The 25,111-nt window shown below is 70.1% G+C and carries 25 protein-coding genes; 5 read left to right on the top strand and 20 right to left on the bottom strand.

Annotation, left to right across the window (positions count from 1 at the left end):
* Nucleotides 1-149 precede the first annotated feature (149 nt).
* From M0R88_RS03510 to M0R88_RS03525, 4 genes are all read right to left on the bottom strand, one after another.
* Nucleotides 150-1,535: a DUF7972 family membrane protein gene (locus M0R88_RS03510; protein WP_248655582.1), complete on the bottom strand. Its 1,386-nt coding sequence runs from the start codon at nucleotides 1,533-1,535 to the stop codon at nucleotides 150-152.
* Nucleotides 1,536-1,707: 172 nt separating this feature from the next.
* Nucleotides 1,708-1,980: a ubiquitin-like small modifier protein 1 gene (locus M0R88_RS03515; RefSeq protein WP_248655583.1), complete on the bottom strand. Its 273-nt coding sequence runs from the start codon at nucleotides 1,978-1,980 to the stop codon at nucleotides 1,708-1,710.
* A 123-nt stretch (nucleotides 1,981-2,103) separates the two neighbouring features.
* Nucleotides 2,104-3,387: a TrkA C-terminal domain-containing protein gene (locus tag M0R88_RS03520; RefSeq protein WP_248655584.1), complete on the bottom strand. Its 1,284-nt coding sequence runs from the start codon at nucleotides 3,385-3,387 to the stop codon at nucleotides 2,104-2,106.
* Nucleotides 3,388-3,436: 49 nt separating this feature from the next.
* Nucleotides 3,437-4,738, bottom strand: coding sequence for a potassium channel family protein (locus tag M0R88_RS03525; protein WP_248655585.1), 1,302 nt, complete (start codon nucleotides 4,736-4,738; stop codon nucleotides 3,437-3,439).
* A gap of 93 nt (nucleotides 4,739-4,831) precedes the next feature.
* Here M0R88_RS03525 and M0R88_RS03530 point away from each other — a divergent pair, with 93 nt between their 5' ends.
* From M0R88_RS03530 to M0R88_RS03540, 3 genes are all read left to right on the top strand, one after another.
* On the top strand, nucleotides 4,832-5,998 hold the full coding sequence (locus M0R88_RS03530) for an NAD-binding protein (protein WP_248655586.1): 1,167 nt from the start codon (nucleotides 4,832-4,834) through the stop codon (nucleotides 5,996-5,998).
* A gap of 101 nt (nucleotides 5,999-6,099) precedes the next feature.
* Nucleotides 6,100-7,470: a TIGR00341 family protein gene (locus tag M0R88_RS03535; protein ID WP_248655587.1), complete on the top strand. Its 1,371-nt coding sequence runs from the start codon at nucleotides 6,100-6,102 to the stop codon at nucleotides 7,468-7,470.
* 75 nt (nucleotides 7,471-7,545) lie between these two features.
* On the top strand, nucleotides 7,546-8,583 hold the full coding sequence (locus tag M0R88_RS03540; protein WP_248655588.1) for a ferredoxin--NADP reductase: 1,038 nt from the start codon (nucleotides 7,546-7,548) through the stop codon (nucleotides 8,581-8,583).
* Between the two features lie 118 nt (nucleotides 8,584-8,701).
* Here M0R88_RS03540 and M0R88_RS03545 read toward each other — a convergent pair whose 3' ends face one another.
* The 6 genes from M0R88_RS03545 to M0R88_RS03570 all read right to left on the bottom strand — a co-directional run bounded on the left by M0R88_RS03545 (nucleotide 8,702) and on the right by M0R88_RS03570 (nucleotide 15,905).
* On the bottom strand, nucleotides 8,702-8,938 hold the full coding sequence (locus M0R88_RS03545) for a hypothetical protein (RefSeq protein WP_248655589.1): 237 nt from the start codon (nucleotides 8,936-8,938) through the stop codon (nucleotides 8,702-8,704).
* Nucleotides 8,939-9,136: 198 nt separating this feature from the next.
* Nucleotides 9,137-10,981 (bottom strand): alkaline phosphatase PhoX, encoded by a 1,845-nt coding sequence (locus M0R88_RS03550; protein WP_248655590.1) that lies wholly within the window; start codon nucleotides 10,979-10,981, stop codon nucleotides 9,137-9,139.
* 135 nt (nucleotides 10,982-11,116) lie between these two features.
* Nucleotides 11,117-12,622 (bottom strand): HPP family protein, encoded by a 1,506-nt coding sequence (locus M0R88_RS03555; protein WP_248655591.1) that lies wholly within the window; start codon nucleotides 12,620-12,622, stop codon nucleotides 11,117-11,119.
* Between the two features lie 439 nt (nucleotides 12,623-13,061).
* Nucleotides 13,062-13,793, bottom strand: coding sequence for a guanosine phosphorylase (locus M0R88_RS03560; RefSeq protein WP_248655592.1), 732 nt, complete (start codon nucleotides 13,791-13,793; stop codon nucleotides 13,062-13,064).
* A 162-nt stretch (nucleotides 13,794-13,955) separates the two neighbouring features.
* The gene (locus tag M0R88_RS03565) at nucleotides 13,956-14,864 is read right to left on the bottom strand and encodes an ATP-dependent ribose-1-phosphate kinase (protein WP_248655593.1); all 909 of its coding nucleotides are present in this window, start codon (nucleotides 14,862-14,864) and stop codon (nucleotides 13,956-13,958) included.
* A gap of 234 nt (nucleotides 14,865-15,098) precedes the next feature.
* Nucleotides 15,099-15,905, bottom strand: coding sequence for a DUF63 family protein (locus M0R88_RS03570; RefSeq protein WP_248655594.1), 807 nt, complete (start codon nucleotides 15,903-15,905; stop codon nucleotides 15,099-15,101).
* 92 nt (nucleotides 15,906-15,997) lie between these two features.
* Here M0R88_RS03570 and M0R88_RS03575 point away from each other — a divergent pair, with 92 nt between their 5' ends.
* Nucleotides 15,998-16,924 (top strand): hypothetical protein, encoded by a 927-nt coding sequence (locus M0R88_RS03575; protein ID WP_248655595.1) that lies wholly within the window; start codon nucleotides 15,998-16,000, stop codon nucleotides 16,922-16,924.
* On the opposite strand, the gene M0R88_RS03580 is transcribed toward M0R88_RS03575, so the two are convergent.
* The gene (locus tag M0R88_RS03580) at nucleotides 16,894-17,472 is read right to left on the bottom strand and encodes a DUF7553 family protein (RefSeq protein ID WP_248655596.1); all 579 of its coding nucleotides are present in this window, start codon (nucleotides 17,470-17,472) and stop codon (nucleotides 16,894-16,896) included. The two genes, M0R88_RS03575 and M0R88_RS03580, sit on opposite strands and share 31 nt — an antisense overlap.
* Before the next feature lie 152 nt (nucleotides 17,473-17,624).
* Between M0R88_RS03580 and M0R88_RS03585 the strand changes: the two genes are divergently transcribed.
* Complete coding sequence (locus tag M0R88_RS03585; RefSeq protein WP_248655597.1) at nucleotides 17,625-18,032, top strand: SPW repeat protein; 408 nt, start codon at nucleotides 17,625-17,627, stop codon at nucleotides 18,030-18,032.
* Nucleotides 18,033-18,124: 92 nt separating this feature from the next.
* On the opposite strand, the gene M0R88_RS03590 is transcribed toward M0R88_RS03585, so the two are convergent.
* From M0R88_RS03590 to M0R88_RS03630, 9 genes are all read right to left on the bottom strand, one after another.
* The gene (locus M0R88_RS03590; RefSeq protein WP_248655598.1) at nucleotides 18,125-18,520 is read right to left on the bottom strand and encodes a PTS fructose transporter subunit IIB; all 396 of its coding nucleotides are present in this window, start codon (nucleotides 18,518-18,520) and stop codon (nucleotides 18,125-18,127) included.
* Nucleotides 18,517-20,151: a putative PEP-binding protein gene (locus tag M0R88_RS03595; RefSeq protein ID WP_248655599.1), complete on the bottom strand. Its 1,635-nt coding sequence runs from the start codon at nucleotides 20,149-20,151 to the stop codon at nucleotides 18,517-18,519. The genes M0R88_RS03590 and M0R88_RS03595 overlap by 4 nt, the downstream gene beginning before the upstream one ends.
* On the bottom strand, nucleotides 20,148-20,411 hold the full coding sequence (locus M0R88_RS03600) for an HPr family phosphocarrier protein (protein WP_248655600.1): 264 nt from the start codon (nucleotides 20,409-20,411) through the stop codon (nucleotides 20,148-20,150). The genes M0R88_RS03595 and M0R88_RS03600 overlap by 4 nt, the downstream gene beginning before the upstream one ends.
* Nucleotides 20,408-20,863 carry a PTS sugar transporter subunit IIA gene (locus M0R88_RS03605; protein ID WP_248655601.1) on the bottom strand — a complete coding sequence of 152 codons (456 nt, stop codon included), beginning with the start codon at nucleotides 20,861-20,863 and terminating at the stop codon, nucleotides 20,408-20,410. Before M0R88_RS03605 ends, M0R88_RS03600 begins: the two co-directional genes overlap by 4 nt.
* A 5-nt stretch (nucleotides 20,864-20,868) precedes the next feature.
* Nucleotides 20,869-21,969, bottom strand: coding sequence for a PTS fructose transporter subunit IIC (locus M0R88_RS03610; protein ID WP_248655602.1), 1,101 nt, complete (start codon nucleotides 21,967-21,969; stop codon nucleotides 20,869-20,871).
* A gap of 74 nt (nucleotides 21,970-22,043) precedes the next feature.
* Nucleotides 22,044-22,952 (bottom strand): 1-phosphofructokinase, encoded by a 909-nt coding sequence (gene pfkB / locus M0R88_RS03615; RefSeq protein ID WP_248655603.1) that lies wholly within the window; start codon nucleotides 22,950-22,952, stop codon nucleotides 22,044-22,046.
* Nucleotides 22,949-23,716 (bottom strand): HTH-type transcriptional regulator GlpR, encoded by a 768-nt coding sequence (glpR, locus tag M0R88_RS03620; RefSeq protein WP_248655604.1) that lies wholly within the window; start codon nucleotides 23,714-23,716, stop codon nucleotides 22,949-22,951. The genes pfkB and glpR overlap by 4 nt, the downstream gene beginning before the upstream one ends.
* 68 nt (nucleotides 23,717-23,784) lie before the next feature.
* The gene (locus M0R88_RS03625; protein WP_248655605.1) at nucleotides 23,785-23,949 is read right to left on the bottom strand and encodes a hypothetical protein; all 165 of its coding nucleotides are present in this window, start codon (nucleotides 23,947-23,949) and stop codon (nucleotides 23,785-23,787) included.
* The gene (locus tag M0R88_RS03630; protein ID WP_248655606.1) at nucleotides 23,946-25,088 is read right to left on the bottom strand and encodes an ABC transporter ATP-binding protein; all 1,143 of its coding nucleotides are present in this window, start codon (nucleotides 25,086-25,088) and stop codon (nucleotides 23,946-23,948) included. Before M0R88_RS03630 ends, M0R88_RS03625 begins: the two co-directional genes overlap by 4 nt.
* Nucleotides 25,089-25,111: the final 23 nt, after the last annotated feature.

Raw genomic sequence — 25,111 nt, forward strand, 5'->3', positions numbered from 1 at the left:
CGCGGGCCGACCTGACCGCGTGAGTCGCGGGCGGGGCCGACCGCACGGAGCGGTTCGATTCGCTGTCTCACCCGGTAGCGGTCCGATTCGCGCCGAGAGCGCGAATCGGACCGCTCGGTGGTCCGTCGCTCGCACGGTCGGTCGTCGGCTCAGTCGTCGTCCGCGGGTTTCTCTTCGGACCGTTCCGCTTCGTCGTCGGTCGATTCGTCTTCGTCCCGCGATTCGTCTTCCTCCGACGATTCTCCCTCGTCCGACGAATCTCCTTCGTCGTCCGTAGTCGGCTCGCCGGACTCGTCGTCCCCGTCGGCGACCTTTTCCTCCGGCGGTTCGTCGTCGCCCTCCGCGGGCGTGCCCTCGCCCCGGTCGTCCTCCTCGCTCTCGGCGGGCGTCGGGACGCTCGTCTCGGCGACCTCCACGTCGTCGTCCCAGTCGAACTCGTCGAGTTCGTCGCTCTGGCGCAGGACGAACGGCCCGGACGCCAGCGTCTGGAGCGTCACCGTCATCGCGCGGAGGACGTACGACGTGAGGACGACGTAGGGCGCGAGCGCGACGGTGTACGAGAACGTAGTGAACAGCGAGAGCGGCGTTATCTTCAGGGGTTGCCAGAACAGCCACACCTCGGGGAAGAGGTCGGTACCGATGACCAGCATCACGTACGAGATGTAGACGATGGTCGGAAGCGAGACGTAGAGGAGTCGCGCCGAGAGTCTGGAGAACTCCCGCTTGTAGTACAGCGATTTGAAGTACTCCCGGCCGGTGGCGAACACCTTCAGCGTCTCCACGAGGTCGTCGATGGCCCGCTGTTGGTCGTCGCCGAGGCAGTGGCCGTACTTGCGCTTGAATCGCCGGGCGACGTGGAGTTGCCACGAGTAGTCGTAGTCCAGCCCCGCGAGCAGGACCTTGAACGACCCGAACTTCGCGCCCGAGAGCGTCTCGCCCGCCTTCTCGGCCTCCTTGCTCACCTCCTCGGAGAAGATTTTGGCCTCCTCGGCGAACTCGTCGCTGTCGGCCCGCTCGGCGATGGACTCGATACCCTCGGCCTGCCGGTCGATGACCTTCAGAATCGTCCGGAGGAACTCGGCGGGCCGGGCGGGACTCACGTCCGACTCGATGAACTCCTCTATCTGCCCGCGGTAGCGCACCGAGGCGTCGATGCGCTCGCGCTGGGTCTCGATGTCGGTTATCTCCTCGGAGAGGACGATTGAGTTGATGGAGACGACGATGGAAACCAGCAGGATGGACCCGCTCAGGAGCGCGCTGAACAGCGTCTGGACCGTGTTCGTGTCTCTGAGAAGCGTCTGGAGGTCCAACGGTCTGACGATAGACCCGCCGACGAGGACGGACAGCACGGTGAGCAACAGCGCCGCCGCGACCCACATCCGCTTGCCTCGGAGGAGTACCCACTGGACGACCCGCCGGTGTGGCGAACTCGGCGACTCGCGGTCGCCCGGAATCAACTCGTCGAGCGAGTGGCCGTCCGAAATTCCCGAATCGCCGCCCCCCAGCGAGTGTCCGTTATCCTCGCCGTCTCCCATTCCCATCGGAGGTAGGACAAGCCGACGGTAAGGCCTTCTGGCAGGTTCGTGAGCGTCTCCCTACCGGCGCGTAGACGGTACGTGACTGGTTGTGTGGCGGTACGTGACTCGTCGCGCCAAGACCGAAAGCGGCGCGTGACTCGTCATGCGGAGACCGAAGGCGGCGCGGGCGCTACCCGCCGCTGACCGGCGGGAATAGCGCGAGTTCGTCGCCCGCGTCGAGTTCGGTGTCGAGTCCGTCCTCGGCGCGGACGTTCGTCCCGTTCCGGAGGACGTTGATGTGGTCGCGCAGTTCGCCGTCGTCGTAGACGCGCTCTTCGAGGTCGGGGCGCGCGGCGACCAGCGCCGCGAGCGCGTCGCCGACCGTCTCGCCGGGGTCGGTCTCGACTTCGACCTCCTTCCCGCCGGCGATTTCGGCGAGGTCCGCGAACAGCTTCCACTCCATGCGCGGGGCTTGGTCGCGGGCGGCCTTTGTTCCATCGCTCTCCGGACGTTCTGGACGAGAAGGTCTTTCGGACCGACGGTGAGTGGGGCGTTCCGAACGCCGGTGAGTGTCGAGGAGAGGTAGCTACTGCCGACGCCAGTCCGACCGCATCCCGGCCGTCTCCTCGTCCGCGGCCGCGCCGCCCGCCGCGGCCTCGACCTTCCGGAGGAGGTCCGGCCGAGCGACCACGTAGAGGGTGTCGTCGGGCGCGAGCAGGCGGTCGTCGGCGGGAATCGTCTCGATGCCGTTCGGGTCGCGGACCGCGACCACCGTCGCGTCGAGGCTTCCGACCGGCGCGCCGACGAGCGGACTCGCCGCCGAGAGCGTGACCGCGCCGACCGTCTCGTCGGCCGCCCGGAGGCGCGCGGAGAACTCCCGGTCGGCGCTGGGTTCGGTGGGGAGCGTGACCAGTCGGTAGGCGGCCTCGGCGTCGAGGTCGGCCGCGGCGTCGGCGTCGAGCGCCAGCGTCGCCACGTCGCCGACCGTCGCCCGGAGTTCCGCGGTGGCGACGCGCTCGGGACCGGCGTCGTCCGGCGAACTCGCCCCGCTCGGGAGCGCATTCGCGTCGTCTGCGGGTGAGTCTGCGTCGTCTGCGGGCGAGTCGGCGTCGGTCTCCGACGCCGACTCGCCGCGCCGCCAGACCTGCACGAGGTCGCCCGCACTGGCGCTGAACGCGGGGTCGGCCCGGACCGCGACGGCGACGGTGCCCGGCGCGAGCGTCGGGCCGAGACCGACCGCCCGGCCGCCCGCCGCGAGGTACTCGACCGTGCCGTCGTCGGCCAACTCCACGTCCACGTGGCCGACGCCGTAGTCGTCGCGGAGTCGCTCGACCAGTCGCTCGCGGAGTTCCGCGACCGTCAGCCCGCGCGGGAACCGGAGCGACGCGCCGGTCAGCGACTCGGCGGTCTCCTCGTCGAGCGGTTCGTAGCCGTCGATGTCGCCGATTTCCTCGGGGAGTTCGACCGTGACGAACCGGCCGACCGACTGGACGAGTCGGCTCACGTCGCCCTCGAACTCGCGGCCGCCGGCCAGCGAGAAGGCGTCGGCGACGACGCGAGCGCCCGACCGCGCTCCGACCGCGGCCGCGGCGCCCCCGAGCGCGAACGCCGCGACGTTGATCGCCACCACGTCGGGCGGCGGGACGGTCTCGCCGGTGCCGAGGAACTGCCGGAGCGCGGTCGTGGTGTTGAGCCACCCGCCGACGACGCCGAGTCCGACAAGCACCGCCAGTCCCTCGGGAATCTCCGCGTGGGCGACCGACCGATAGAGGACGCCGGCACCCGTCGCCACGCCGCCCGCGAGGAGCGCGAGACCGACGACGCGGGCGAGCGCGACCGCCGGGCGCTCGACCGCCGCGAGGAGGCTCACGCCGCCACCCCCCGGAGGGACGCCGGACCCGGCGCGTTCGGGGAGCGAGTCACGCCGCCACCTCCGCGAACCGGTCGAGCGCGGCGCGGTCGCCGACGACGAACAGCAGGTCCCCGCCCGCGAGACGGGTCGCGCCCCGCGGTGCGACCGTCCACTCGTCGCCCCGCCGGAGGCCCAGCACCGCCACGCCGTACGCTTCCCGGAGGTTCGTCTCGCCGAGCGCCGCGCCGTCGAGCGGGCCGTCGGCGGCCAGTTCGACTCGCCGGACGCGCTTGCCGTCCCGGCGCAACAGCGACAGCAGTTCGAACTCCCGGCGGGTCCCGCGGGCGCGGACCCGAACCTCGGCTTCCTCGACGCCGAGCAGTGTCTCGGCCTCCCGGCGCGGGACCGCGACCGTCACCCGGCCGTCGCCGCCGGTCGCCTGCCCCGCCGCCGCGCTCGCGCCGGAGTGCGAGCGCGTCGGGTCGGAACCGGTCGCGTCGGTCGTTCGCCCGTCGCTCGCTCGTCCGTCGGGTCTGGCGTCGGTCGCGTCGCCCGCGGAACTCGTCGGGGTCGCGGCCCTGCTCGACCCCGCCGCGCCCGAACTCCCTGACCGGGCGCTCAGGACGGTCCCGGTCACGTCGCGGCGGGGGGTCGAAACCGTCACCTCGTCCGTCCGAGCGAGCCCGGTCGGGACCAGCGTCTCGACCGAAACCGCGCGCTCGCCCGCCGGGACGCGCCGCGAGAGCGCGCCGACCGGCGGGGCCGCGTTGACGGTCGCCCGGCCCCGCGAGTCGATGCTCACCGTGACCGCCGCGAGGTCGTAGTCGGTCCGGAGTCGGTCCGAGAGCCGGGTCTCCAGTTCCGAGAGCGGCAGGTCGGCGGGGAGGGTCCACTCGCCGTCCCGAATCGTCGTCCGGAGGTCGTCGGGGAGCGGCGGGTACCCCTCCACGTCGCCGACCTCGCCGACCGTCCGGATTCGAATCTGGCCGAAGCGCCCGACGCGTTCTATCGCGTCGGCCGACAGGCCGCGCTCCCGAAGCCCGCTGAGCGTGAGTCTCCGGGGGAACTCCGCGCCCATCCGGTCGCCCTGCGCGTGGGCGTACAGCGTCGCCATCATCACGACCAGCGCCGAGACCAGCGCGGGCGGCGAGGTGACGAACTGGGGGTCCAGCAGGCCGAGCAGACCGCCCTGCACGCCCGCGATGGCGACCCCGAAGACGAGGACACCGAAGCCGGGAATCGTGACGCCGGTAAAGTACTTGAACGTGAATCCGAGCGACCACGCGACCAGCGCTGGCACGACCGCGGTCAGCACGCCGACGTAGAGACCGACGAGGAGATCTATCAACAGTGCGGCACCGAGAGCCATCGTTGCTACCTGCCAGCCACGGGACGCCTAAAGAACTACCGACGAGCGACGCACTACCGACGTTTATTTGCGAAGACGGCGACAGATACGGGTATGGAGGTGTCGTGGCGGGACCGTGTCGGCGTGCGAGTCGTCGTGGCGCTGACGTTCGCGGTCGCAGTGCTGTCGATAGCGACGGGCGTCTCCAGCATCGGGTTCACCGCGGCGTCGGCCCGGAACCTCTTCGGCGGCGGCATCCCCGAGTGGGCACAGGAGACCGCCGGGTTCACCGGCACGCTGACCGGCTTCCTGATGCTCGCCAGCGCGTTCGGGATGCGACGGGGGTTGCGTGCGGCGTGGTACTCGACGGTCCTCTTGCTCCCGCTGACCGCGGTGCAGGGGCTGGTCCAGTCGAGTCCCTACTCGCTCCCGCTGGTCGTCGCTTCGCTGGCGTCGCTCGCCGCGGTCCTGCGGACTCGCCGCCGGTTCGAACGCGACGCGGACCTCACGGCCTCGCAACTGGCCTCGCTGGCCGCGCTCGTGGGCGTGCAGGTGTACGGCACCGTGGGCACGTACGCGCTCGCGGACCACTTTCCGGAGGTGGAGACGCCGCTGGACGCGTTCTACTACACGCTCGTCACGTCGAGCACCGTCGGCTACGGCGACCTCACGCCCGCGACCCAGACCGGCCGCCTGTTCAGTTTGACGGTGGTCGTCCTCGGAACTGCGAGTTTCGCCGTCGCGCTGGCCTCCCTGCTCGGTCCCGCCATCGAAGCCCGCCTCGCCTCTGCACTCGGAAGAATGACGGAAGCACAACTAGAACTCCTCGAGGACCACGTCGTCGTCCTCGGTTACGGCGACCTGACCGAACCGATTCTGAACGAACTCGACGGGCAGTCCGACTTCGTCGTCGTGACGCCCGACCCACAGCGCGCGACCGAACTCGGCGACAGGGGGTTCAAGGTCCTCAAGGCCGACCCGAGCGACGAGGAACCGCTCCGGCGGGTCGGCATCGACGAGGCCCGCGCGGTCGTGGCGGCGACCAACAACGACGCCGAGGACGCGCTGGCGGTGCTGACCGCCCGGCAACTCAACCCGGACGTGCGCATCGTCGCGGCCGCGACCGACCGCGAGAACGTGGACAAACTCCGGCGGGCGGGCGCGGACTCGGTCATCAGTCCCGCGACCATCGGGGGCCACCTGCTCGTGCGCTCGGCGCTCGGGAGCGACGGGATGGAGAACGTCGCGGACCGACTCGCCGGGGAGTCGCCGAAGCGCTGAGTGCGACCCGCCGCGAGCGCAGTCACCGACGGTACCGCCCGTCGCGACTCCTCGCGCCGAGTATCCCAAGGTTATTTGAGTCAGAACGGTAGCACCCGGACATGCGACTCCTCCAAGTTGCCGTGCCCGTCGGAAAGCGCGACCGCGTCGAGAGCGTGTTGGCGGACGCCGAGGCGGAGTACTTTCTCACCGAGGAGACCTCTCGGCGCGACTACGCGGCGCTCGTGTTCGTCCCCACGGAACCCGAGAACGTGGAGTCGCTGGTGGAAGAACTCCGGGACGCCGGGGTCCAGCGGAAGGGCTACATCACGGTGGGCAAACTCGAAACCGTCCTGTCCGACAAGTTCGAGCGCCAGCGACACGGCCGACCGACCGACGAGGACGCCATCGAGGAGACGAACGGTCGAATCGCGCGGGAGGAACTCCGCGCGCGGGCCAGGGAAGTCGCGTCGGTCACGCCCAACTACGTGGTCTTCACGGTTCTGAGTACCATCATCGCGACGGCGGGCCTCCTGACGAACAGCGCCGCGGTCGTGGTCGGGTCCATGGTCATCGCCCCGCTCATCGGACCGGCTATCGCCGCGAGCGTCGGCAGCATCTTCGACGACGAGGACCTCTTCCGAACGAGCGTCAGGGCGCAGTTCGTCGGCCTGCTCGTCGCGGTCGGAAGCGCCGCCGCGTTCGCCGGACTCCTCCGCGCGACGTTCCTGCCCCACGCCGACATCCGACTCATCCAGCAGGTCGCCGAGCGAATCAACCCCGGTGGCCTCGCGCTCGTGGTCGCGCTGGGTGCCGGCGTGGCGGGGGCGATGTCGCTCACCAGTACGACGAGCGTCGCGCTGGTCGGGGTCGCCATCGCGGTCGCGCTCATCCCGCCGGCCGCGACCGTCGGTCTCGGCATCGCCTACGGCGACGTGACCGCCGCGGTGAGCGCCGCCATCCTCGTCCTCGTCAACGTCCTGTCCATCAACGTCGCCAGCCTCGCCACGCTCTGGGTGCAGGGCTACCGGCCGGAACACTGGTACGCCGAGGAGTCGGCTCGGCGGGCGGTCGTCCGTCGCGCGGTCCTGCTCGTCGCGGCCGTGCTCGTGCTCTCGTCGGCGCTCGCGGTCACCACGGTCAACATCTCGGAGAACGCGGAGTTCGAGCGGACGGTCGCCGACATCGCGTCCGAGACGGACGCCCGCGTCCTCTCGGTGGACGTGTCCTACCGGACCGAACTCTTTCTCCGCCATCCCTCCGCGGTGACGGTCCGGACCGTCGGCGGGTCGGCGAACGCGGCCGACGCCCTCCGGGAGCGCATCGTGGCGCGGACGGAGCAGGACGTGACGGTCGTCGTGATTCGGGAGGACGGGGACGTCTCGACGGCGCGACAGTTGGGTTCGCCGACCGCGAACGGTGTCGGGCGGAGTCCGGCGACGAGCGCCGGGAGCGGTCTCGGCGGGCCGCGGCTCCCCGTCGGAGCCGCGTAGCACGGCTGGGGTCCGGCGGCCGCGGCGCATCGGGAGTATCGCTACGTATTTCCATCTCCGGTCCCGGCGTCCGATATGGCAGCACCGGTACGCGAACACCTGTCCCAACACGACGCGCTGGCCGACCTCCCGCTCGTCACCGAGTCCGCGCGCGTCACCGACGTCACGACGATGGATCGGGACCGACGGCCAGAGGCCGCGGCCGCGATGACCCGGTGGCTCGAAGAGCGCGGACTCGCCGGGTACGGTCCCGTCGAGGGGTTCGACGACTGGGAGCGGTTGTCCGCGCGACTCGCCCGCGACGACCGCCCGGCGGTCGCCCGGCGGGTCGCGACGCTCGCCGAGCGCGTCGAGCGACCGAAGCCGATGCTCACCAGCGCGCGGTTCCGCACCGAGGCGGACGTCGATTTCCTCGCCGGACAGTACGTCGGGCTCCGATACGACGGCACGTCGCGGGCGTACTCGCTGTCGAGTTCGCCCACCGAGGACGAACTCGAAATCTGCGTCCGGCGCGTGCCGGGTGGCCGCCTCTCGCCGGAGATCTGCACCGACCTCGCGGTCGGCGACGAGGTGACGATTCGCGGCCCGTACGGCGAACTCGTCCTCCAGGACCACTCGCCGCGGGACATGGTGTTCCTCGCGACCGGTACGGGGGTCGCACCGTTCCGGAGCATGATAGAGTACGTCTTCGAGACCGGCCGCGACGAGTACGAGGGCGAGAGACGCGACGTGTGGCTGTTCCTCGGGGCGGCGTGGGAGGACGACCTCCCGTATCTGGACCGGTTCCGCGAACTCCAGCGGACCCAAGAGAACTTCCACTTCGTCCCCTGTCTGAGCCGCGAGTCCGTCCTCTCGGACTGGGACGGCGAGACCGACTACGTCCAGCACGCGCTGCTCAAGCACACCGACCCGGCCGCCGTGACCGCCGGACTCGGCGACCGGCTCGAACGCTGGCTGCGGGAGCAACCTCAATCAGGAGTCGAGGCCCGCATCGACCCGACGAACAGCGAGGTGTACGCGTGCGGCATCAACGCCATGGTGTACGGTCTCGTGACGGCCGCCGAGCGACTCGGTATCCCGGCCTCGCGCATCGAGTCCGAGGGGTTCGGGTAGGTGTCCTGTACGGGGACACGTCGCCGAAAAGTGGTGGTGATGGGTCAGAAACGGCGGCTTTTCAGAATACGAAACGTCCGTAGTTCGGTGCGCTGGCCGGTAGAGACCGAGTAAACCGCTACTCGGTGACGCCGCTGAGACCCGTCATCGGAGTAGCCCCCGCGACGATGGCTCCCGTCGAGAGAATAGCCGCCGACAGCACGACGAAGTCCCCGCTCGGCGAGAAACCCGCAATTCCGGCCCCCGTCTGCACGATGAACACCGTGACGAAGAAACTCAGCACGGCGAAGACCAACATCACGACTGCCGCGACGATACTACCTACTAGTGCGCCAAACGAATCGAGAATTCCCATTCGATTTACTCCTTCTCTTGGAGGGATAAACTGTACACGTATATTATTTGGGTGATAGTCGTCCGCAATTTATTGCGGATTTCCGACACTTGGGCCGACTTCCGGGGCGTCCCGAAAGCCCCTCGGTCGTGACTGGAGTCGGGCGCGGGACGTGCGGTGCGAACCGAACGGGACGAGCGGGGTGACGGAAGGCGGAGACTACGACCCGCTACCTGCGCTCCGTTCGCCCTCGCCGGGGTCGTAGAGCCAGACCATGTTGTTCTCGTGGAACTCGCTGTCCTCGCCGATGACGACCCGGCCGTTCCCGGTCACGAGCAGGTTGTCGGGGTTGGCGATGGCGTTCTCGGGGTCCACCTGCGCCCGCATCGGGTCGGTCCCGAACAGGGTCGCGCCCGAGGCGTCGGAGTTAGCGGACTCCTCCTCCTCGCGGGTCGGATTGAACGCGCAGTCCCGACAGACCGTGCTGGCCGAGTCCGGGCGGGCGTCGTAGGGACACCCGCCGCAGATGTTGGCGCTCGGGCCGCCGGTCACGACCGGTTCCATCCGGCTCACGTCGAAGTTCTCGCGGAGTTCCATGCGATAGACCGCGCCGTAGTCGTTGCCCTGCAGCCGGATGGTCCCCTCGCCGTCGGCCATCGTCTCGTTGACCTCCGACATCGCGACGTAGAGGTAGTCGCCGGGTTCCGCTCGGCCCGCCTGCGGGAACTTGACGGTGATGCCCTCCATCTTCCGGAACTCGTCGGTCGCGCCCTTCGCGGCCGCGGCCTTCCGGGATTCGAGGAAGGCGACCCGGTCGTCGGGGGCGTTCCCCTTGGCCCACTGCTGGACCTGCTCGTCGGTGATGTAGTCGGCGTCCGTACTCTCGTCCTGTCCGTCGTACTCGGCTATCCACGACGCGATTTGCTCCTCGTCGCCGTGGGCCAACTCGACCCATTCGAGGTCGAAGGCGACGTTCGCGGGGTCGTTGCCCCGACCGGGCTTGGCTCTGGCGGCGTACAGCGTGCCCGACGAGAGGTCGCCCGCAGAGTCCGCCACGAACTTGAACAGGACCGTCCCGGTCCCGTCGTCGCTCATGTAGGCGGTCTTCCGGTCGGGCATCACCACCGCGTTCTCGTGGGAGAACCGACCCATGGCGAACCGCTTCTCGGGCGTCGGGTCGCTCGATTTGGGTTCGGTTATCTCGACGACGTAGCCGTACCGATACGGGTTCCCCCAGTAGCCGAGATACTCGGCCATCCGGCCGTCGCCGTTGCCGTAGGTCTCCTGCTCGGGGTCGTACCACACGTCGGCGGGCGGTTCGTACTCCTCGGAGGACAGCGGCGTGCCCCACGGCGAGACGGTGCCGAAGCAGTTGGTCCACGTCCCCTCGACCGGCCGGAAGTCAACGTTCATCGCGTCGGTGACCTGCCACGCGGCGGCCCCCGGTCGCCCCCGGCGCTCGACCCGCATCCGGGTCACGAGTCCGGGCGACCGCTCCCAGTTGGTGAACAGGTAGCCCGCCCGGTCGCCGTCGCGGACGAAGCCGTTGAAGTCGGGCCACATCCCGTCGGTCATCGGTTCGCCCGTCGCGGAGTAGACCACGCCGAAGCCGTCGCCGGAGTTGGGTACCCGGTCTCCGCCGTTCATCAGCGGCTGGTAGCTCCCGACGGCGGTCCGGACGCGCTCGCGTTCGATTCGGCTGTCCGGCATCTGCACGCTCTCGAAATCCGAGGGTAACTCGTCGATTCTGGCCCCGACGAGCGCGCCCACCGTGCCCTCGTCGTAGGGTAGCACGTTGTTCTCGTCGGGGTGCTGGACGTTGAAGAACAGTTCCCCGTCGGTCGTCAGAAAGAGGCCGGTTATCTCCGCGCCGAGCGCCGTGGTCGCGAGTCGGTTCAGCGTCGGCCCCGACTCGGCGTCGCTCTCGCCGCCGCCCTGCCCGCTCCCCTCTCCGTCGCTCCCGCCGCCCTCCTGTGCGTTCGCGGTGGCGGTACTCGCCCGACCCCCCAGCGCGAGCGTCGCGAGTATCGCCACCGTGTCGCGTCGGTCGTAACCTGTGCGCATGAGTAACGCGCACCACGGTCGGCGGGATTAGGCTTCCGGATGAGTGTCGGCTCTCTCGCGTAACAACGAACGCAGGACAGTTCCGAGACACGACGAGCCGATTACGGGTCAACCGGTGGGACGCGGACTCCGGGTTCATCCCCGGTGGACGATGGCCACGTCGCAGTCCAAGTCGTGGATGCGCTCGAACGTCGGCGGCGAGACGAACCGCGAGGCCGCCGACCGGTCGGTGCTCGCGCCCATGATGGTCAGGTCGTAGTAGGCGTCGTTGGCCGCGAGGAACGACTCGATGGACGACCGCGACACTCTGGTCTCGAACGACCCCTCGAAGGCCTCCACGAGGTTCGCCAGCGTCGTCTCGGCCGCGCGACGCTCGTCCTCGCGGTCGATGCAGGTGCAGACGCTGACCCGGCCCGACCCGCCGCCGACCCGGCGGGCGAACTCTATCATCGCGTGGGCGGTGTCGCCCGCGCGCCGGACCGGAACCAGCACGCGCTTCCAGCGCTCGCGCGACTCGTCGGTCGGGCGGAACGCCACGGCGTCCAGGTCGCTCCGGAAGAGGCCGCGGACGAACGGCGAGAGACCGCCGTTCTGCTCCTCGTAGGGCGCGACCACGAGGTCGCAGTTGGTCTCGCGGGCGGTCTTCAGGACGGTCCGCGAGCGGTCGGTGCCGTCGCCGACCACGACCACCTCGCAGGGGACGCCGACCTTCGTCTCGATGCGCCGGGCCTCCGCTTCGAGGCGCTGGGCGGACTCGTCGGCGACCTGCACCTCCTCGGTCTCGGTGTCCTCGTCGTCGGCCAGCGCGGGGTCGACCAGTCGCGTGTCGGTCCCGTCGGCCGGCACGGTCATCGTGCGCTCGGCCTCCTCGACGGCCGCCTCGTCCACCACGTCGAGCAGGACGACCTTCCCGGCGTCGTGGGCCGCGGCGAGTCGCGCGGCGAACATCGCCGTCGGGCGGTCGCCCTCGCTCCCCATCGGGACGAGGACGTGGTCGTCGCCCTTCGTGGACTGGTAGAGGTAGCGCGACCGGCGCTCGTAGAACTGCTCGCGCCAGACGTGGAACGCGCCGGCGACGATGGCGCTGGCGACGAACACCGACCCGACGTACTGGAGGAAGAAGGCGTGGACCGACTGCACGGAACTGAACGCGGGCGCGATGAGCGCCAGCAGGGCGGTCGAGAACGCCGACGGCTCCTCGAAGTCCAGCGCCCACGTCAGCCCGCCGGTGAGGAAGATGGCCAGCGCCGCCTCGACCGGCGAGACCGACAACTGACTCGCGCCGAGGGGGTCCCGGAGCATCGTGTTGACGCCGACCCAGACGGCCAGCGTCCCGCAGAGCGCCCCGGTCGTGAGTCCCCCGACGAACTTCGTCGGCGAGGCGTAGGTCCCCTCCGGGTCGGCGAACAGCGTGTGCGTGCCCGACGCCAGCGGCGGGAAGAGGACGAACGGCAGGACTTCGAGCGAGTTCGAGATGGCGGTCACGAGCGCGATGAGGGGCGGAATCAGGAGGAGGACCGAGAGGTGAATCAGGTTCGCGGTGTGCTCTATCCACCGACGGAACTCCCGCATCTCCCGGCGCTCGAACCGCCGGACCCGCCGGAGAACGTCGAGATACCGCGCGCGCAGGCCGTCGAGCATGGGCTACCCACACGTCGGCCGCCGCGCTTCAAGTATCTGTTTGCTCGTTCGTGGGGTCGCAGGACGGGGACGCGCTCGATTCGACAATCCACCGGAAGACGCTCGGTGACGCAGACCACCGGAACGTGCTCGGTGACACGAACCGCGGTTTGGGTGGACTGAAAGGGGCCGCCCGCTCGCGGGCCGCAGGCCCGTGGTCGTCTCTGCGGGCACTATCCGAGGCGAATCGCAGGTGAGCCGAGGATATCCCGCTGAGCGACCGTCACGCGAGCGAAGCGAGTGTGACCTCGGAAGTCGCAGCCCGCGCAGGAGCGAAGCGACGAGCAGGACCGTCTTCCGGAGGCGAGCGGGCGGGGGCTTTCTACGACTCCCTCTCAACGTGAATTCCCAAAGTGCCAGTTGGTCGTCGAAAATTGCAAAACAGACGACGTTCAGGGGCTCATTCGGCCAAATCGACCACGGCGTCCAACGTGATCCGAATCGCGCGCTCGACGTTGTTCTTGGCCTTCTCGGGCAGTTCCTCGTCGTCGGTCTCGCCCTTCTGAGTTCCCTCCACGAGGTTGCCGTCCACGGTGCAGATGGCTCCCGCGCGCATGTCGCGCCGCCGGGTCAGCGAGAAGACCGCCGCGGCCTCCATCTCGACCGAGAGGATGTTGGCGTCCTCCCAGTCGGCGACGTACTCCTCGGTCTCGGCGTAGAAGGCGTCGTCGCTGGCGATGGGACCGACGTGAACCTCTTCGTCGTTGGCCTCGGCGGAGTCCACGAGCGACGAGAGTACGTCGTAGTCCGGCACCGCTGGGTAGGCAACGTCCTCGTAGCGCTTGCTGGTGCCCTCGTTCTTCGCCGCGCCGGTGGCGATAATCATGTCGCCGATCTCGATGCCCTCCTGCAGGGCACCCGTGGTGCCGACGCGAATCACGGTCTCGACGCCGACCTCGTTGAGTTCCTCGACCGCGATTGCGGCGGAGGGACAGCCGATGCCGGTCGAGCAGATGGTGAGGTCGGTGCCCTCGTACGTCGCGTTGACGACCTTGTACTCGCGGTTCTCGGCGACGACCGCCGAGCTATCGCAGAGGTTCGCGATGCGGTCCACGCGGCCGGGGTCGCCGGGGATGAGCGCGATGTCGTTCACGTCGCCCTCTTCGACGAGGAGATGGGGCTGTTTCGCCATGCGCGTGACTTCCGGGGAGAGGGAGAAAAAGCGTGCGGGTTCGCGGTCGGCGAGCGGGCGTCAGGCGTAGCGGTCGCTCGGTCGGGGAACTCGTCGCGTCGGGTCATCGATACGTCGTCCCACTCGACCGACGCAGTAGTCACTTTCGACTACGCAGCGGGTTCAGAACTGCCCGTCCAGAAACGCCTCGACCGCCTCGAACGACGGCGCGGTCCGCGCGCCCTCCTCCATCGCGGCCAAGGCACCGCAGGCGTTGGCGAACTCCAGCGCGCGCTCGTAGTCCGCGTCGGAGGCCAGAACCCCGCCGTCGCGCAGCAGCACCGCGAGAAAGCCCGCGGCGAAGGCGTCGCCCGCGCCGGTGGTGTCAACGACCTCGGCGTCGAACCCCGGATGGTCGAACGACGCGCTCGGGGTGTCCACTTGCGCGCCGTCCTCGCCGTGCTTGATGACGACGACGCGACCGTGGAGTTCCGACGAGGGGTGTTCGAGGTCGCTGTCGAGCAACGCTCGGGCCTCGCGGTCGTTGAGGAAGACCACGTCGGAGTAGGCCAGCGCCTCGCCGAAGTCCCGCTCGGCGAGGCGTCTGCCGGGGTCGAAACTCACGCTGACGCCCGCGTCGGTCGCGGTCCGGGCCAGCGTGGCGGCGGTGTCGGGGCGCTGGCTGGTCAGGTGGAGGTGGTCGGCACCGGCGACGAACTGAAGGTCCACGTCGTCGGGTCCGACCGCCTCGTTCGCGCCCTCGTTGCCCAGTACCATCACCTCACCGTCGTCGTCCACGATGAGGTACTTCGTCGTCGTCTCGCGGTCTTCGACCCCCAGCAGGTGCGAGCAGTCCACGCCCGCGGCCCGCAACTCCCGGCGGACGAACTCGCCGGTCTCGTCGGTGCCGACGCTCCCGACGAGTCCCGCGTCGAACTCCATGCCCGCCAGCGCGACGGCGACGTTGGCGGCGCTCCCGCCGCCCGACCGACACTGGGAGTCGATGCGGGCCTCGCCGTCGGGCATCGGGAGGGCGTCCACGCGCAACGTCACGTCCCAGTTGACGTGTCCGGCGGTGACTATCTCGACCATGGCTGGTGACCGAGAGGACTGTTCGGAGATTCGAGATGAGAACGTTCGAGCGACATACCGTGACCGTACGCACTCCGCCGATTAAAATGCTGGTGGGATTCTCGGACCGAAACGCGGGAGACCGGTGAACGGTGGTTCGGGTCGATGTCGGGGTCGCCATCGGTCGGGATTCGGCCGGGATAGCGAAGCCAGCGACTGCCGATGCCACGGTCACGAAATCCGAAACTCCCGCGCTCAGCCCGTCGCCATGAACAGGAGCAGGTTGTGCGCGCCCGGACCCAAGCCGACCGCGGCGACCGCGCCCAGCAACAGGAACCCCTCGCGGGGGTCCTCGCGGACGAAATCCGCGAACAGAATCACCACGGCCTCCGCGATGGCGAGTTTCACGAGGACGAACAGCCACCCGACGCCGAGGAGGTCGGCGGTCGGGAGCGAGGCCGCCACGTCGAGGACCGCGCGCGAGACCGGCGTTCGCTCGCCGAACCCGAGCAGGTCCACGCCCACGGCCGTCGAGACCGCGTCGAGCGAGTGGCCGAACAGCGCCAGCGCGCCCGTCGCGCCCGTCGCCGCGGTCACGCTCGGGCGCGACCATCTGGTCGCGGCCCAGAGCGTCCCGGCGAGCAGGAGCGCCAGCGCGAGACCGACCAGCGGCCAGAACAGCCGGAGTCCGGTCTCGGCCCCGCGAGCGAGCGCGTAGGCCACGACCGCGCTCGCGGCCAGCACCCCGACCGCGACCACCGGGCGCTCGGGGTCGGTCGAGGCGTGAATCCCGGCGAACCAGACGACCCCGGCGACGACGAACGTCGAGAGGTAGACCGAGGGCGTGCCCAGCAGGGGCGCGACGACGCCGGGCACCCAGTCGAGGACGAACAGCACGTGGAGGCTCGACCCCACGACGACCCACGGCGCGAGCGCGAGGACGATGCGGTCGGAGACGTGCGGGTCCGACCGGGCGAGCGCCCCGCCGACCAGCGCCACCGCCGCCAGCTGCCCCACGAGATACGGGAGCGGCGGGAGCGCGAACCCCTCTGGAAGCACCATGCCCGATACGGCGGAGCGCTGGGCCGAAAGGCTTGCGATACGCGCGACGTCCGCGACAGAAGACACTTATCGGGACCGGAAGAATCGCCGCTATGCGACGACGCGCCCTCCTCGCCTGCTCCGGGACCGCGCTCGCCGGTCTCGCCGGCTGTCTCTCCGGCTCGTCCGGTGACCCGACGACCGGCACTGACGAGAGCCGGACCGAGACGACGGCCGAAACGACCAGCGAGACCGCCGAGACCACGACCGAAACCGCGCCCACCGCGACCGTCTCGGTCACACTCGACGCGCTCCAGCCAGGGCTCGTGACGATGAACTCGCCCGACTCCATCGGCGTCCACCCGACCGACGGCCAGTACCTCTACCTCGACGTGACGACCGAGGCCGGCGCGCCGCCGGCCCGCGAGGACTTCTCGTTCCGGTTCGCCGGGAGCGAGCACGCGCCGGTCTCGATGGGCTGGCCGCTCCGGACGTGGCGCGTCCGGAGCGGCCGGACCGAGACCTACGACCGGACCGCCGGGCGGGGACTGCTCCTGTTCGAACTCCCCGCGTCGGCCGACGAGACCGACGCCGACGGCACGACCGCCGGGACCGACGCCGCCTTGACGTGGCCGGGCGGCGAGTGGCGACCCGACGAGAGCGTCCGGCGGCGACTCGCCGCGCCGGACCCGTCGTTCTCGGTCTCGGCCGAGATTCCCGAGACTGTCCCCGTCTCCGACTCGCCGACGGTTAGAGCCACCGTGAAAAACGAGAGCGACGTGCCGGGGCGGTTCGTCGCCGGACTGAACCGCGCCGGGCCGATGGTCGCACACACGCCGGTCGAGCGCGTCTCCGTCCCCGTCCCCGCGGGCGAGTCGAAGGACTGGACGTTCACCGACACGTCCATCATGGCCGACGAAGTGGACAGATTCGCCGACGACGAGAAGCCCGACATGACCTACTACCTGAGTTGGGCCGACGAGAGCGCGAGTCGAGACGTTCGGTACGTTCAGGCCGCTCGCACGACCGACACGGCGTAGCGGGTCGCGTCGCTCGGCACGTCCACCTCCAACTCCATCCGGCCCTCGGTCCCGGCCGCCAAGTCGAACGCGGGACCGCTGGCCGACTCCAGCTCCTCGCCGTCTTCGTCGTAGAACCGGACTATCGGTTCTACCTCGGCGTCCTCGCCGCTGTTGGCCACCGTGACCGTCAGCGTCACCTCGCCGACCGGGAGCGGTCGTCGAACCTCTCCCCGTTCGGCTTCCGGTTCCTCGTGCTGGTAGACGCCCGAGTCCACGACGAGGAGGCCCTCGTCGCTCGACGAGAGCGACTCCCGGTAGATGTGGAGTCGGTTGCGAGCGGACCGGACCGCGCGGGTCGCCTCCTCGTCGTCCAGCAACTCCTCGACGCGGAGCAGTTGGTTGTCTATCTCGTCCACGACGCCCTCGCGGTCGGCCCGGTCGCGCTCGCCGAAGGCGTCGAGGCGGTCGCGCACCGTCTCGAAGTCCTCGGTCACGTCGGCGTCGGCCGCGTCGCGCGCGCGTCGCAGGTCGTCTCGGATGTCGATAATCGGTGGTATCGAAGCCACGGTTTCCCCCGACGCGACTCCGAGCGCGACGGGGAAGTGTTCTCCGGCCGCCGCGGGACGCCACCGGGACGACAGCGGGGCGGCACCGGGCGAGTTTATATACCAACCGCTCTACTTATCGGGTTCAGCATCCAACTTCGGTCGGGGAAATCATGAGCGAAAACACGGCCACGAACCGCAACGGTAGCACGGGGGGATACGTGTCGGCGGCGACGGCACTCGTCGGCGGGTGGATCGTCCTCTCGGCGTTTCTGTACTCACCGCCGGCGGCCAACTTCTGGAACGACATCATCGTGGGGGCCGCGATAGGCGTCATCGCGGGCTACAACGCGGTCAGGGCCGACGACCGGGAGAGCGTCAACACGGGCGCTGCCTCGCTGGTCGCGTTGCTCGGTCTCTGGATGGTCGTCGCACCGTTCGTCTTCGAGACGGCCTTCGAGGGCGCGTTCTGGAGCGACGTGGTGAGCGGCGCGCTGGTCGCCGTCCTTGCAGGATACAACGTCTACCAGTCCAGAGGAACCGAGCGCCGGACGCGGACCGCCGAGGCCGAGACCCGGTAGTCGGTCTCGAATCGGAGTCGTCTCAGTTCCGAGACCCGAGGAGACCATTCGCCGGTCAGTGAACGGCGGAGAACGGTGTCGCGCGTCGGGGGCTACTCGAACAGTCGGCGGACGCCGTCGAGCAGTCCGCCGCCCGTCCCGTCCGCCGACTCTTCGCCGACGCGGACGGTCTCGGCGTCCCCCTCGCGCCCGAGTTCGACGGCTCGCTCGACGAGTCGCTCCGGCTCCGACACCGCCGTGCCGACCGGCGCGACGACCGTCGGGAGGTCCTCGAATCGGTCGGTGTCCACCCGGACGTCGGCGGCGACGACGGCGGCGGCGGCCCGGTCGAGGTCGCGCTCGCCGAGTTCGTTCTCGGTGCCCATCGCGGCGTGGACCTCGACCTCGATGTCGTGTCCGGCGTCGGTCGCGGCCCGAGCCAGCGACTCCGCGCCCATCTGGCTGTGGGCGATTCCGGTCGGACACGCGGTGACGGCGACGAGCCTCATGGAGCCTCCTTGAGCAGCGAGTCCACTTCACTCTTCGTACTCGCCGCGGTCGCGCGCTCGGCGAGGGCCGCCGCCTCGCTCCGGTCGATGCCGTCGAGTCGGCGCTTCGTCGCGGGCACGGCGTCGGGCGCGACGCTGAGTTCGGTCACGCCGAACCCGACGAGGAGCGCGGCGAACGCCGGGTCGGCCGCCGCCTCGCCGCAGCACCGCACGGGAACGCCCGCGTCGGTCGCCGCGGCGACCGCCCGCCCGATGGCCCGAACCACGGCGGGTTCGGTGACGGCGGGGTCGGCGTCGCGGGTCGTCCCGAGGACGTGGCGCGAGAGGTCGTTGGTGCCCAGCGAGAGGGACGCGACCCGCGACGCCAGTTCGGGGGCGAGTTCGACCGCGGCGGGCGTCTCCACCATCACTCCGAGGGCGGGCCGCTCGTGGGGAACGCCGGCGGCCGCGAGTTCGTCGGTGGCGGCGTCGAGGTGGTCGCGCACCGCCGCCACCTCGTCGAGTCGGGTGACGTGGGGGAGGACCGCCGTGAGTTCGCCCGCGCCGCGGGCCGCCGCCCGACAGAGCGCGCGGAGCTGCTCGCGGTGGCGGTCGGGGGTCGCCAGCGACCCCGCGACGCCGCGGGGGACGTCGCCCTCGGCGTCGGGGAGCGGCTTGTCGCCGCCGAAGTCGAACGTGCGTATCGCGACCTCGGCGTCCGGGAATCGGTCGAGCGCCGCGACGTACGCCTCGGTCTGGGCGTCCTCGTCGGGAACGCCGTCGGACCGCAGCGCGAGGAACTCGCTGCGGAACAGGCCGACGCCGTCCGCGCCCCGCTCCCGAGCGACCGCCGACTCCCGTCCGGACCCGACGTTCGCCGTCACCGCGAGCGGCGTCCCCGACGCCGTGCCGACCGCGTCGGCGACGACCGCCTCGGCCGGTCCCGCGCCGGTCACGGCGCTCGGGTCGAGCGTGAGTAAACCCGCGACCGCGTCCAACCCGACGCGGGCACCCGATTCGACGGTCCGAAGCTCCTCGCTGAGGTCCACCACGACCGGCACGCCTTGCGACCGGAGGACGATGGCCGCGTGGCCGGTTCGACTCCCCTCGGCGGTCGCCACGCCGGCAACGTCGTCGGCGGCGAGTCGGACCGCCGTACCGGGGTCGAGTCGGTCGGCCAGCACGACCGCGCCGTCCGGGAGGTCGCCGACGGAACGGGGGGACTCGCCGCGGAGCGCGCGGAGGAACCGCCCCCGAAGGTCGCGGAGGTCGTCGGCTCGCGCCGCCGTCTTCCCACCGGTCTCCTCGAAGGACTCTATCCAGTCTTCGAGCGCGCGGGCGACCGCCCGCTCGGCCGCGTCGCCGTCGTCGATGGCGTCCTCGACCCGTTCCTCGAACGCGGGGTCGAAGAGGAACGTCTCGTGGGTGGCCAGCACCTCCTCGGCGGCTTTCCCGACGGCGACGGCCGCCCGGTCGCGCTCGTCGCGCAGTTCCTCGACGGTCCGAGCGCGGGCGCGCTCGAACCGGTCGCGCTCCGCGTCGGGAGAACTGGGAGACCCGTCGCGCTCCGGGGACTCGTCGGGGCGCGCCAGCCAAACGGCTTGCCCCGTCACCGCGCCCGTCCCGACGCCGACGCCCCGGAGGTCGGTCACGGGTCGCCCTCCTCGGCGAGGACGGCGGCGACCGCCGCGACGGCGCGGTCGGCGTCGTCGCCCGCCGCCCGGACGGTCACGGACTCGCCCGACCGGACGCCGAGCGCCGTGAGTTCGAGCGCGCTCGCGGCCCGCGCGGTCTCACCGTCGTATTCGACGGTCACTGAGGCGTCGAAGTCGGCGGCGGACTCCGCGACCGCCCGCGCGGGTCTGGCGTGGAGACCGGTCTCCCGCGCGACGGTGACGCGCCGTTCGGTCACGCTACCGCCTCCCGAATCGCGGCGACGACGGCCCGCTCCGAGTCGGCCTCGGCGAGTCGGCTCCGGAACGTCGGGTCCGCGAGCGCCCGCGAGAGCCGACTCAGCGCTTCGAGGTGGTCGGCGGCGGCGTCGGCGGGCGCGAGCAGACAGAACAGGAGCGTCGCCGGGTCGCCGTCCGGCGCGCCGAAATCGACGCCGCGCTCGGACCGGGCGAACGCGACGGTCGGGCGGGCGACCGCGTCGGTCCGGGCGTGGGGGAGCGCGACGCCGTTGCCGAGTCCGGTCGGCGACGCGGCCTCCCGCTCCAGCAGCGCGTCGCGGGCCGCTTCGCGGTCGGTGACGCGACCCGCCGCCGTCGCGAGGTCGAGCAGGAACTCGATGCACGCCCGGCGCTCGGCGGGCGGTTCCTCCAGCGTGACGAGCGCGGGAGCGACGAAATCCTCGGCGTTCATGGCGGTCACTCGCCCTGCGGAGTTGGCGGCGTATCAATCTTCGGTCGTCGAACCGTGGCGGTCGCGGCGGTGGTTGCCGCGCCGAGCGCGATGCACCCGAGGAACGCCAGCGGGTCGTTGGCGAGCGGGACGACGAGGATGCCGCCGTGGGGCGCGGGCATGGTGACGCCCAGCCCCATCGACGCGGCACCGCCGACCGCGCTCCCGAGGACGCAGGCCGGCGAGGAGCGACCCGGCCCCTGCGTCGTGTAGGCCAGCGCGCCCTCGGTGATGAACGACAGCCCCGCGATGGCCGCCGCCCGCGACTGGTTCCCGTCCACGTCGGGGTAGCGACTCGGCGCGAGCAGGTGAGAGGCGGCCATCCCGAGCGGCGGGACCATCCCGGCGACCATGACCGCGGCCATCGGTCGGAAGAGGAGTTCGGGGAGGAGACCGACGGCGAAGACGTACGCGACCTTGTTGACGGGGCCGCCGAGGTCGGCCGCCATCATCGCGCCGAGGGTCGCACCGACGACGAGGAGCACGGGGAGCGAGGCACCCCGGAGGAGGAACTCGACGTAGTTCATCGTCAGCGCGAGCGGGACGCCGAGGGTCAGCACGACCGGCGCGAGGACCGCGGTGACGCCGACGGGGACGACGAGGACCGAGAGGAGCGGGCGAATCTCCGGCGGCGCGTCCCACGACTTGGCCCGTTGGGTCACGACGCCGACCAGCAGGCCGACGATGAGGGCCCCGAGGTAGCCCGCCTGCGCGTCGCCGGTGTTCACGCCCACCAGTTCGCCGGTCTGCTGGAGGAGGCGCGGGTCCTGGACCAGTGCCGTGAGTGCGAACCCCGGCGCGAGGCCCGGCCGGTCGGCGACCGCGTACGCGACGAACCCGCCGAGTATCGGGACCATCGCGTTCAGCGCGATGGACCCGACCGTCACGGAGTACCACGGGAGCGTGCCGATGTCGCCCCCGATGGCCGTCGAACCGCCGAGCGTGTAGCCGACCGCCTGAAAGACGCCGGCTATCGTGACGAAGGGAATCATGTAGGTGACGCCGGTCATCAGGTCCGCCCTGACGGACCGGAGCGTCCCCCGCTTCCCCGTCGGTCCACCGTCCATGGTATTGTCCCCCACGTATGACCGAACGGCCAAAGTGTTTTTGAATTCGTTCGTTTTTGTTCGTTTCTCTGCGGTCAGAGCGACCGTAGGCGGTTCGAACTGGCCTCCTCGGCCACCGCCGACAGCGACGGCACCGTTGTCCCCGGCACCTCGACCACGCGGCCAGCCACCTCGACGCCGTACCGGAGCGTCTCGCCGAGCGGCAGTCCGTCGGCCGAGGCCTTCAGCACGCCCGCGAGAAGTGCGTCGCCCGCACCGGCGGTGTCCACCACGTCGGTCTCGGGAGGCTCGACGTAGAAGCCGTCGTCGTCCGTGACGAGAATCGCTCCGTCGGGGCCGAGCGAGGCCACCACGCGCCGGAAGCCGCGCGACTGGAGTTCGCGGGCCGCCGCGCGACACTCCTCGACGGTCCCGGTCGGCATGCCGGTGGCGGTCGCCAGTTCGGCGCGATTGGGCTTGCACCACGCGTACGGCACTTCGAGCCGGTCGAGCAGGCCGCCCTCGACGTCCACGGCGGTGTCCCAGTCGCCCGCGTCCGCGATTCGGTCGATGGTCGCGGGGCCGAGACCCGGCGGGAGGCTCCCGGCGACGACCACCGTCTCGGGGTCGTAGTCGGCTATCTTCTCGATGATGGCGCGCTCGCTCCGGCGCTTGACCGGATGGCCCGACTGGTTTATCTTGTACTCGCCGTCCTCCGAGAGTATGGTCGTGTTCAGCCGCGTACAGCCGGACATCTCCACGAAGTCGTGGGGGACCTTCGTCCGGGAGAGCTGTCGTTCCACGAAGTCGCCGAACAGGCCGCCCACCAGCCCGCTCGTCACCGTCTCCGCGTCCAACGCTTCGAGGTACTTCGAGACGTTGATGCCCTTGCCCCCGGCGTCGTACTGGTCGAGCGTCGTCCGGTTGACCGCGTCCGCCTCCAGCGGGCCGTCGAGCTTGATGGTGTGGTCTACGGCCGGGTTCAGCGTGACCGTCAGTATCATTTACCAACTCCATCGACCACGTCCACGGAGGCCGCCTCGAACGCTTCGAGCATCTCGCCGTCGAGTTCGGCGTCGGTGATGACCAGATCGACCGTCTCGACGTCGGCGAACTGCACGAAGCTCTTGCGGCCGAACTTCGTCTCGTCGGCCACCAGCACGACGCGCTGTGCCTTCTCGCACATCAACTGTTTCATCCGGGCCTCGGCCTCGTTCGGCGTTGTGAGACCCGCGTCGGGATCGACGGCGTTCGTCCCGAGGAACACCTGGTCGAAGTTCGTCCGCTCCAGAAACGACTCGCCGGTCGGACCGACGAGTGCCCGCGTCTGCTGGCGGAGCGTGCCGCCGGTCAGCTTCACGTCCCGGCCGTTGTCGGCGAACTCCAGCGCCAGCATCGGCGAGTTCGTCGCCGCGATGAACCCCACGTCGTCTGGGGCCTGCTTTGCGACCTCCATGGTCGTCGTCCCCGAGTCGAAGAAGACCACTTGGTCGTCGTGGACCTCCCGACTCGCGCGCGACGCGATGGCCCGCTTGGCCTCCAGGTTCTGGACGCCGCGCTGACTGTAGGACTGTTCGCTGGCGACGGTCCTGACCGGGAGCGCGCCGCCGTGGGACCGCTCGACGAGGCCCTCGTCTTCGAGGTCGCGGAGGTCCCGCCGGATGGTCGCCTTCGAGACGTCGAGCATCTCGGCGAGCTCGGAGACGGAACAGCCGTCCCGCTCGGTCACGGTGTCGCGGATCTTTCGTTTGCGTTCGGCTGGAAGCATGCGTGGGCGTGTTCGCTATCCGCGTGGAGGTGTTCGGGACCCTTTTCGTTTTCGCTCGGACGCGTTCGTTACTCGACCAGCAGCACGAACGCGAACGCGACGATACCGCCGATGCCGGCCACGGTCGCACCGCCGTACACGCCGCTGGCGTAGTTCACGATGGCGAGCGCCGTCAGACAGCCGCCGAGTCCCGAGAGGGCCACCGTCGGTCCGCTCGCGTTCACGGTCCTCACGCCCCGCTACCGCCCGCGACGGTCGCGGACTTCGAATCGACCGCCGGTTCGTCGTCGGCCGAGAAGTCGAGGCACTCGCCGGTCGCCGCGTCGAAGTAGTGGACCGACTCGCGGTCGAACTCGACGCTCACGCGGTCGTCGGACGTGACGGCGACGCCGGGGTCCACGGAGGCCTTGATGGTCTGGTCCCCGAGGGCGAGTTCGAGAACCGTCTTCTCGCCCTGCGGTTCGACGACGTTCACCGTCACGGGGATGCCGTCGGGCCGGAGCGTCACGTCCTCCGGCCGGACGCCGAGGACGACGCGCTCGCCGTCGTAGCCGTCGAGGGCGTCGTGGTACTCGGTCGGGACCTCGTGCTCTATCGGACCGACGTCGAGGCGGAACTCGCCGTCCTCGCGTCGCAGGTCGCCTTCGAGGAAGTTCATCGATGGGCTCCCGAGGAAGTCCGCGACGAACATGTTGCGCGGGTTCTCGTAGACGAACGTCGGCGGCCCCACCTGCTGAATCTCTCCGGCGTCCATCACCGCGATCTGGTCGCCGAGCGTCATCGCCTCGACCTGGTCGTGGGTGACGTAGACCGTCGTGGTCGAGAGCTTGTCGTGGAGCTTGTTGAGTTCCGCGCGCATCTGAATTCGGAGCTTGGCGTCCAGATTCGAGAGGGGTTCGTCCATCAGGAACACGTCCGGTTCCCGGACGATTGCGCGACCCAACGCGACGCGCTGTTGCTGGCCGCCCGACAGCTCCGAGGGGCGACGGTCGAGCAACTCCTCTATCTGGAGGAGTTCGGCCGCATCCGCGACGCGCTCCTCGATGACCTCGTCGTCGGTCCCCTGCTGTTCGAGACCGAATCGCATGTTGCCCTCGACCGACTTGTGGGGGTAGAGCGCGTAGTTCTGGAACACCATGGCGATGTCGCGCTCGTAGGCCCGCCGGTCGTTGACTATCTCGTCGCCGATTTCGATGGTGCCGTCGGTCGCCCGCTCCAGTCCGGCGATGAGCCGGAGCGTCGTCGTCTTGCCACAGCCCGACGGTCCCACGAGGACCGTGAAGCTCTCGTCGGGGATGTCCAGCGAGACGCCGTCCACCGCGACCACGTCCTCGAACTGCTTGACGAGGTCCGTGAGCGTTACTTCAGCCATCGATACCACCGTCGTCCGTCGTG

The sequence above is a fragment of the Halorussus gelatinilyticus genome (genome assembly GCF_023238445.1).
GTDB lineage: Archaea > Halobacteriota > Halobacteria > Halobacteriales > Haladaptataceae > Halorussus > Halorussus gelatinilyticus.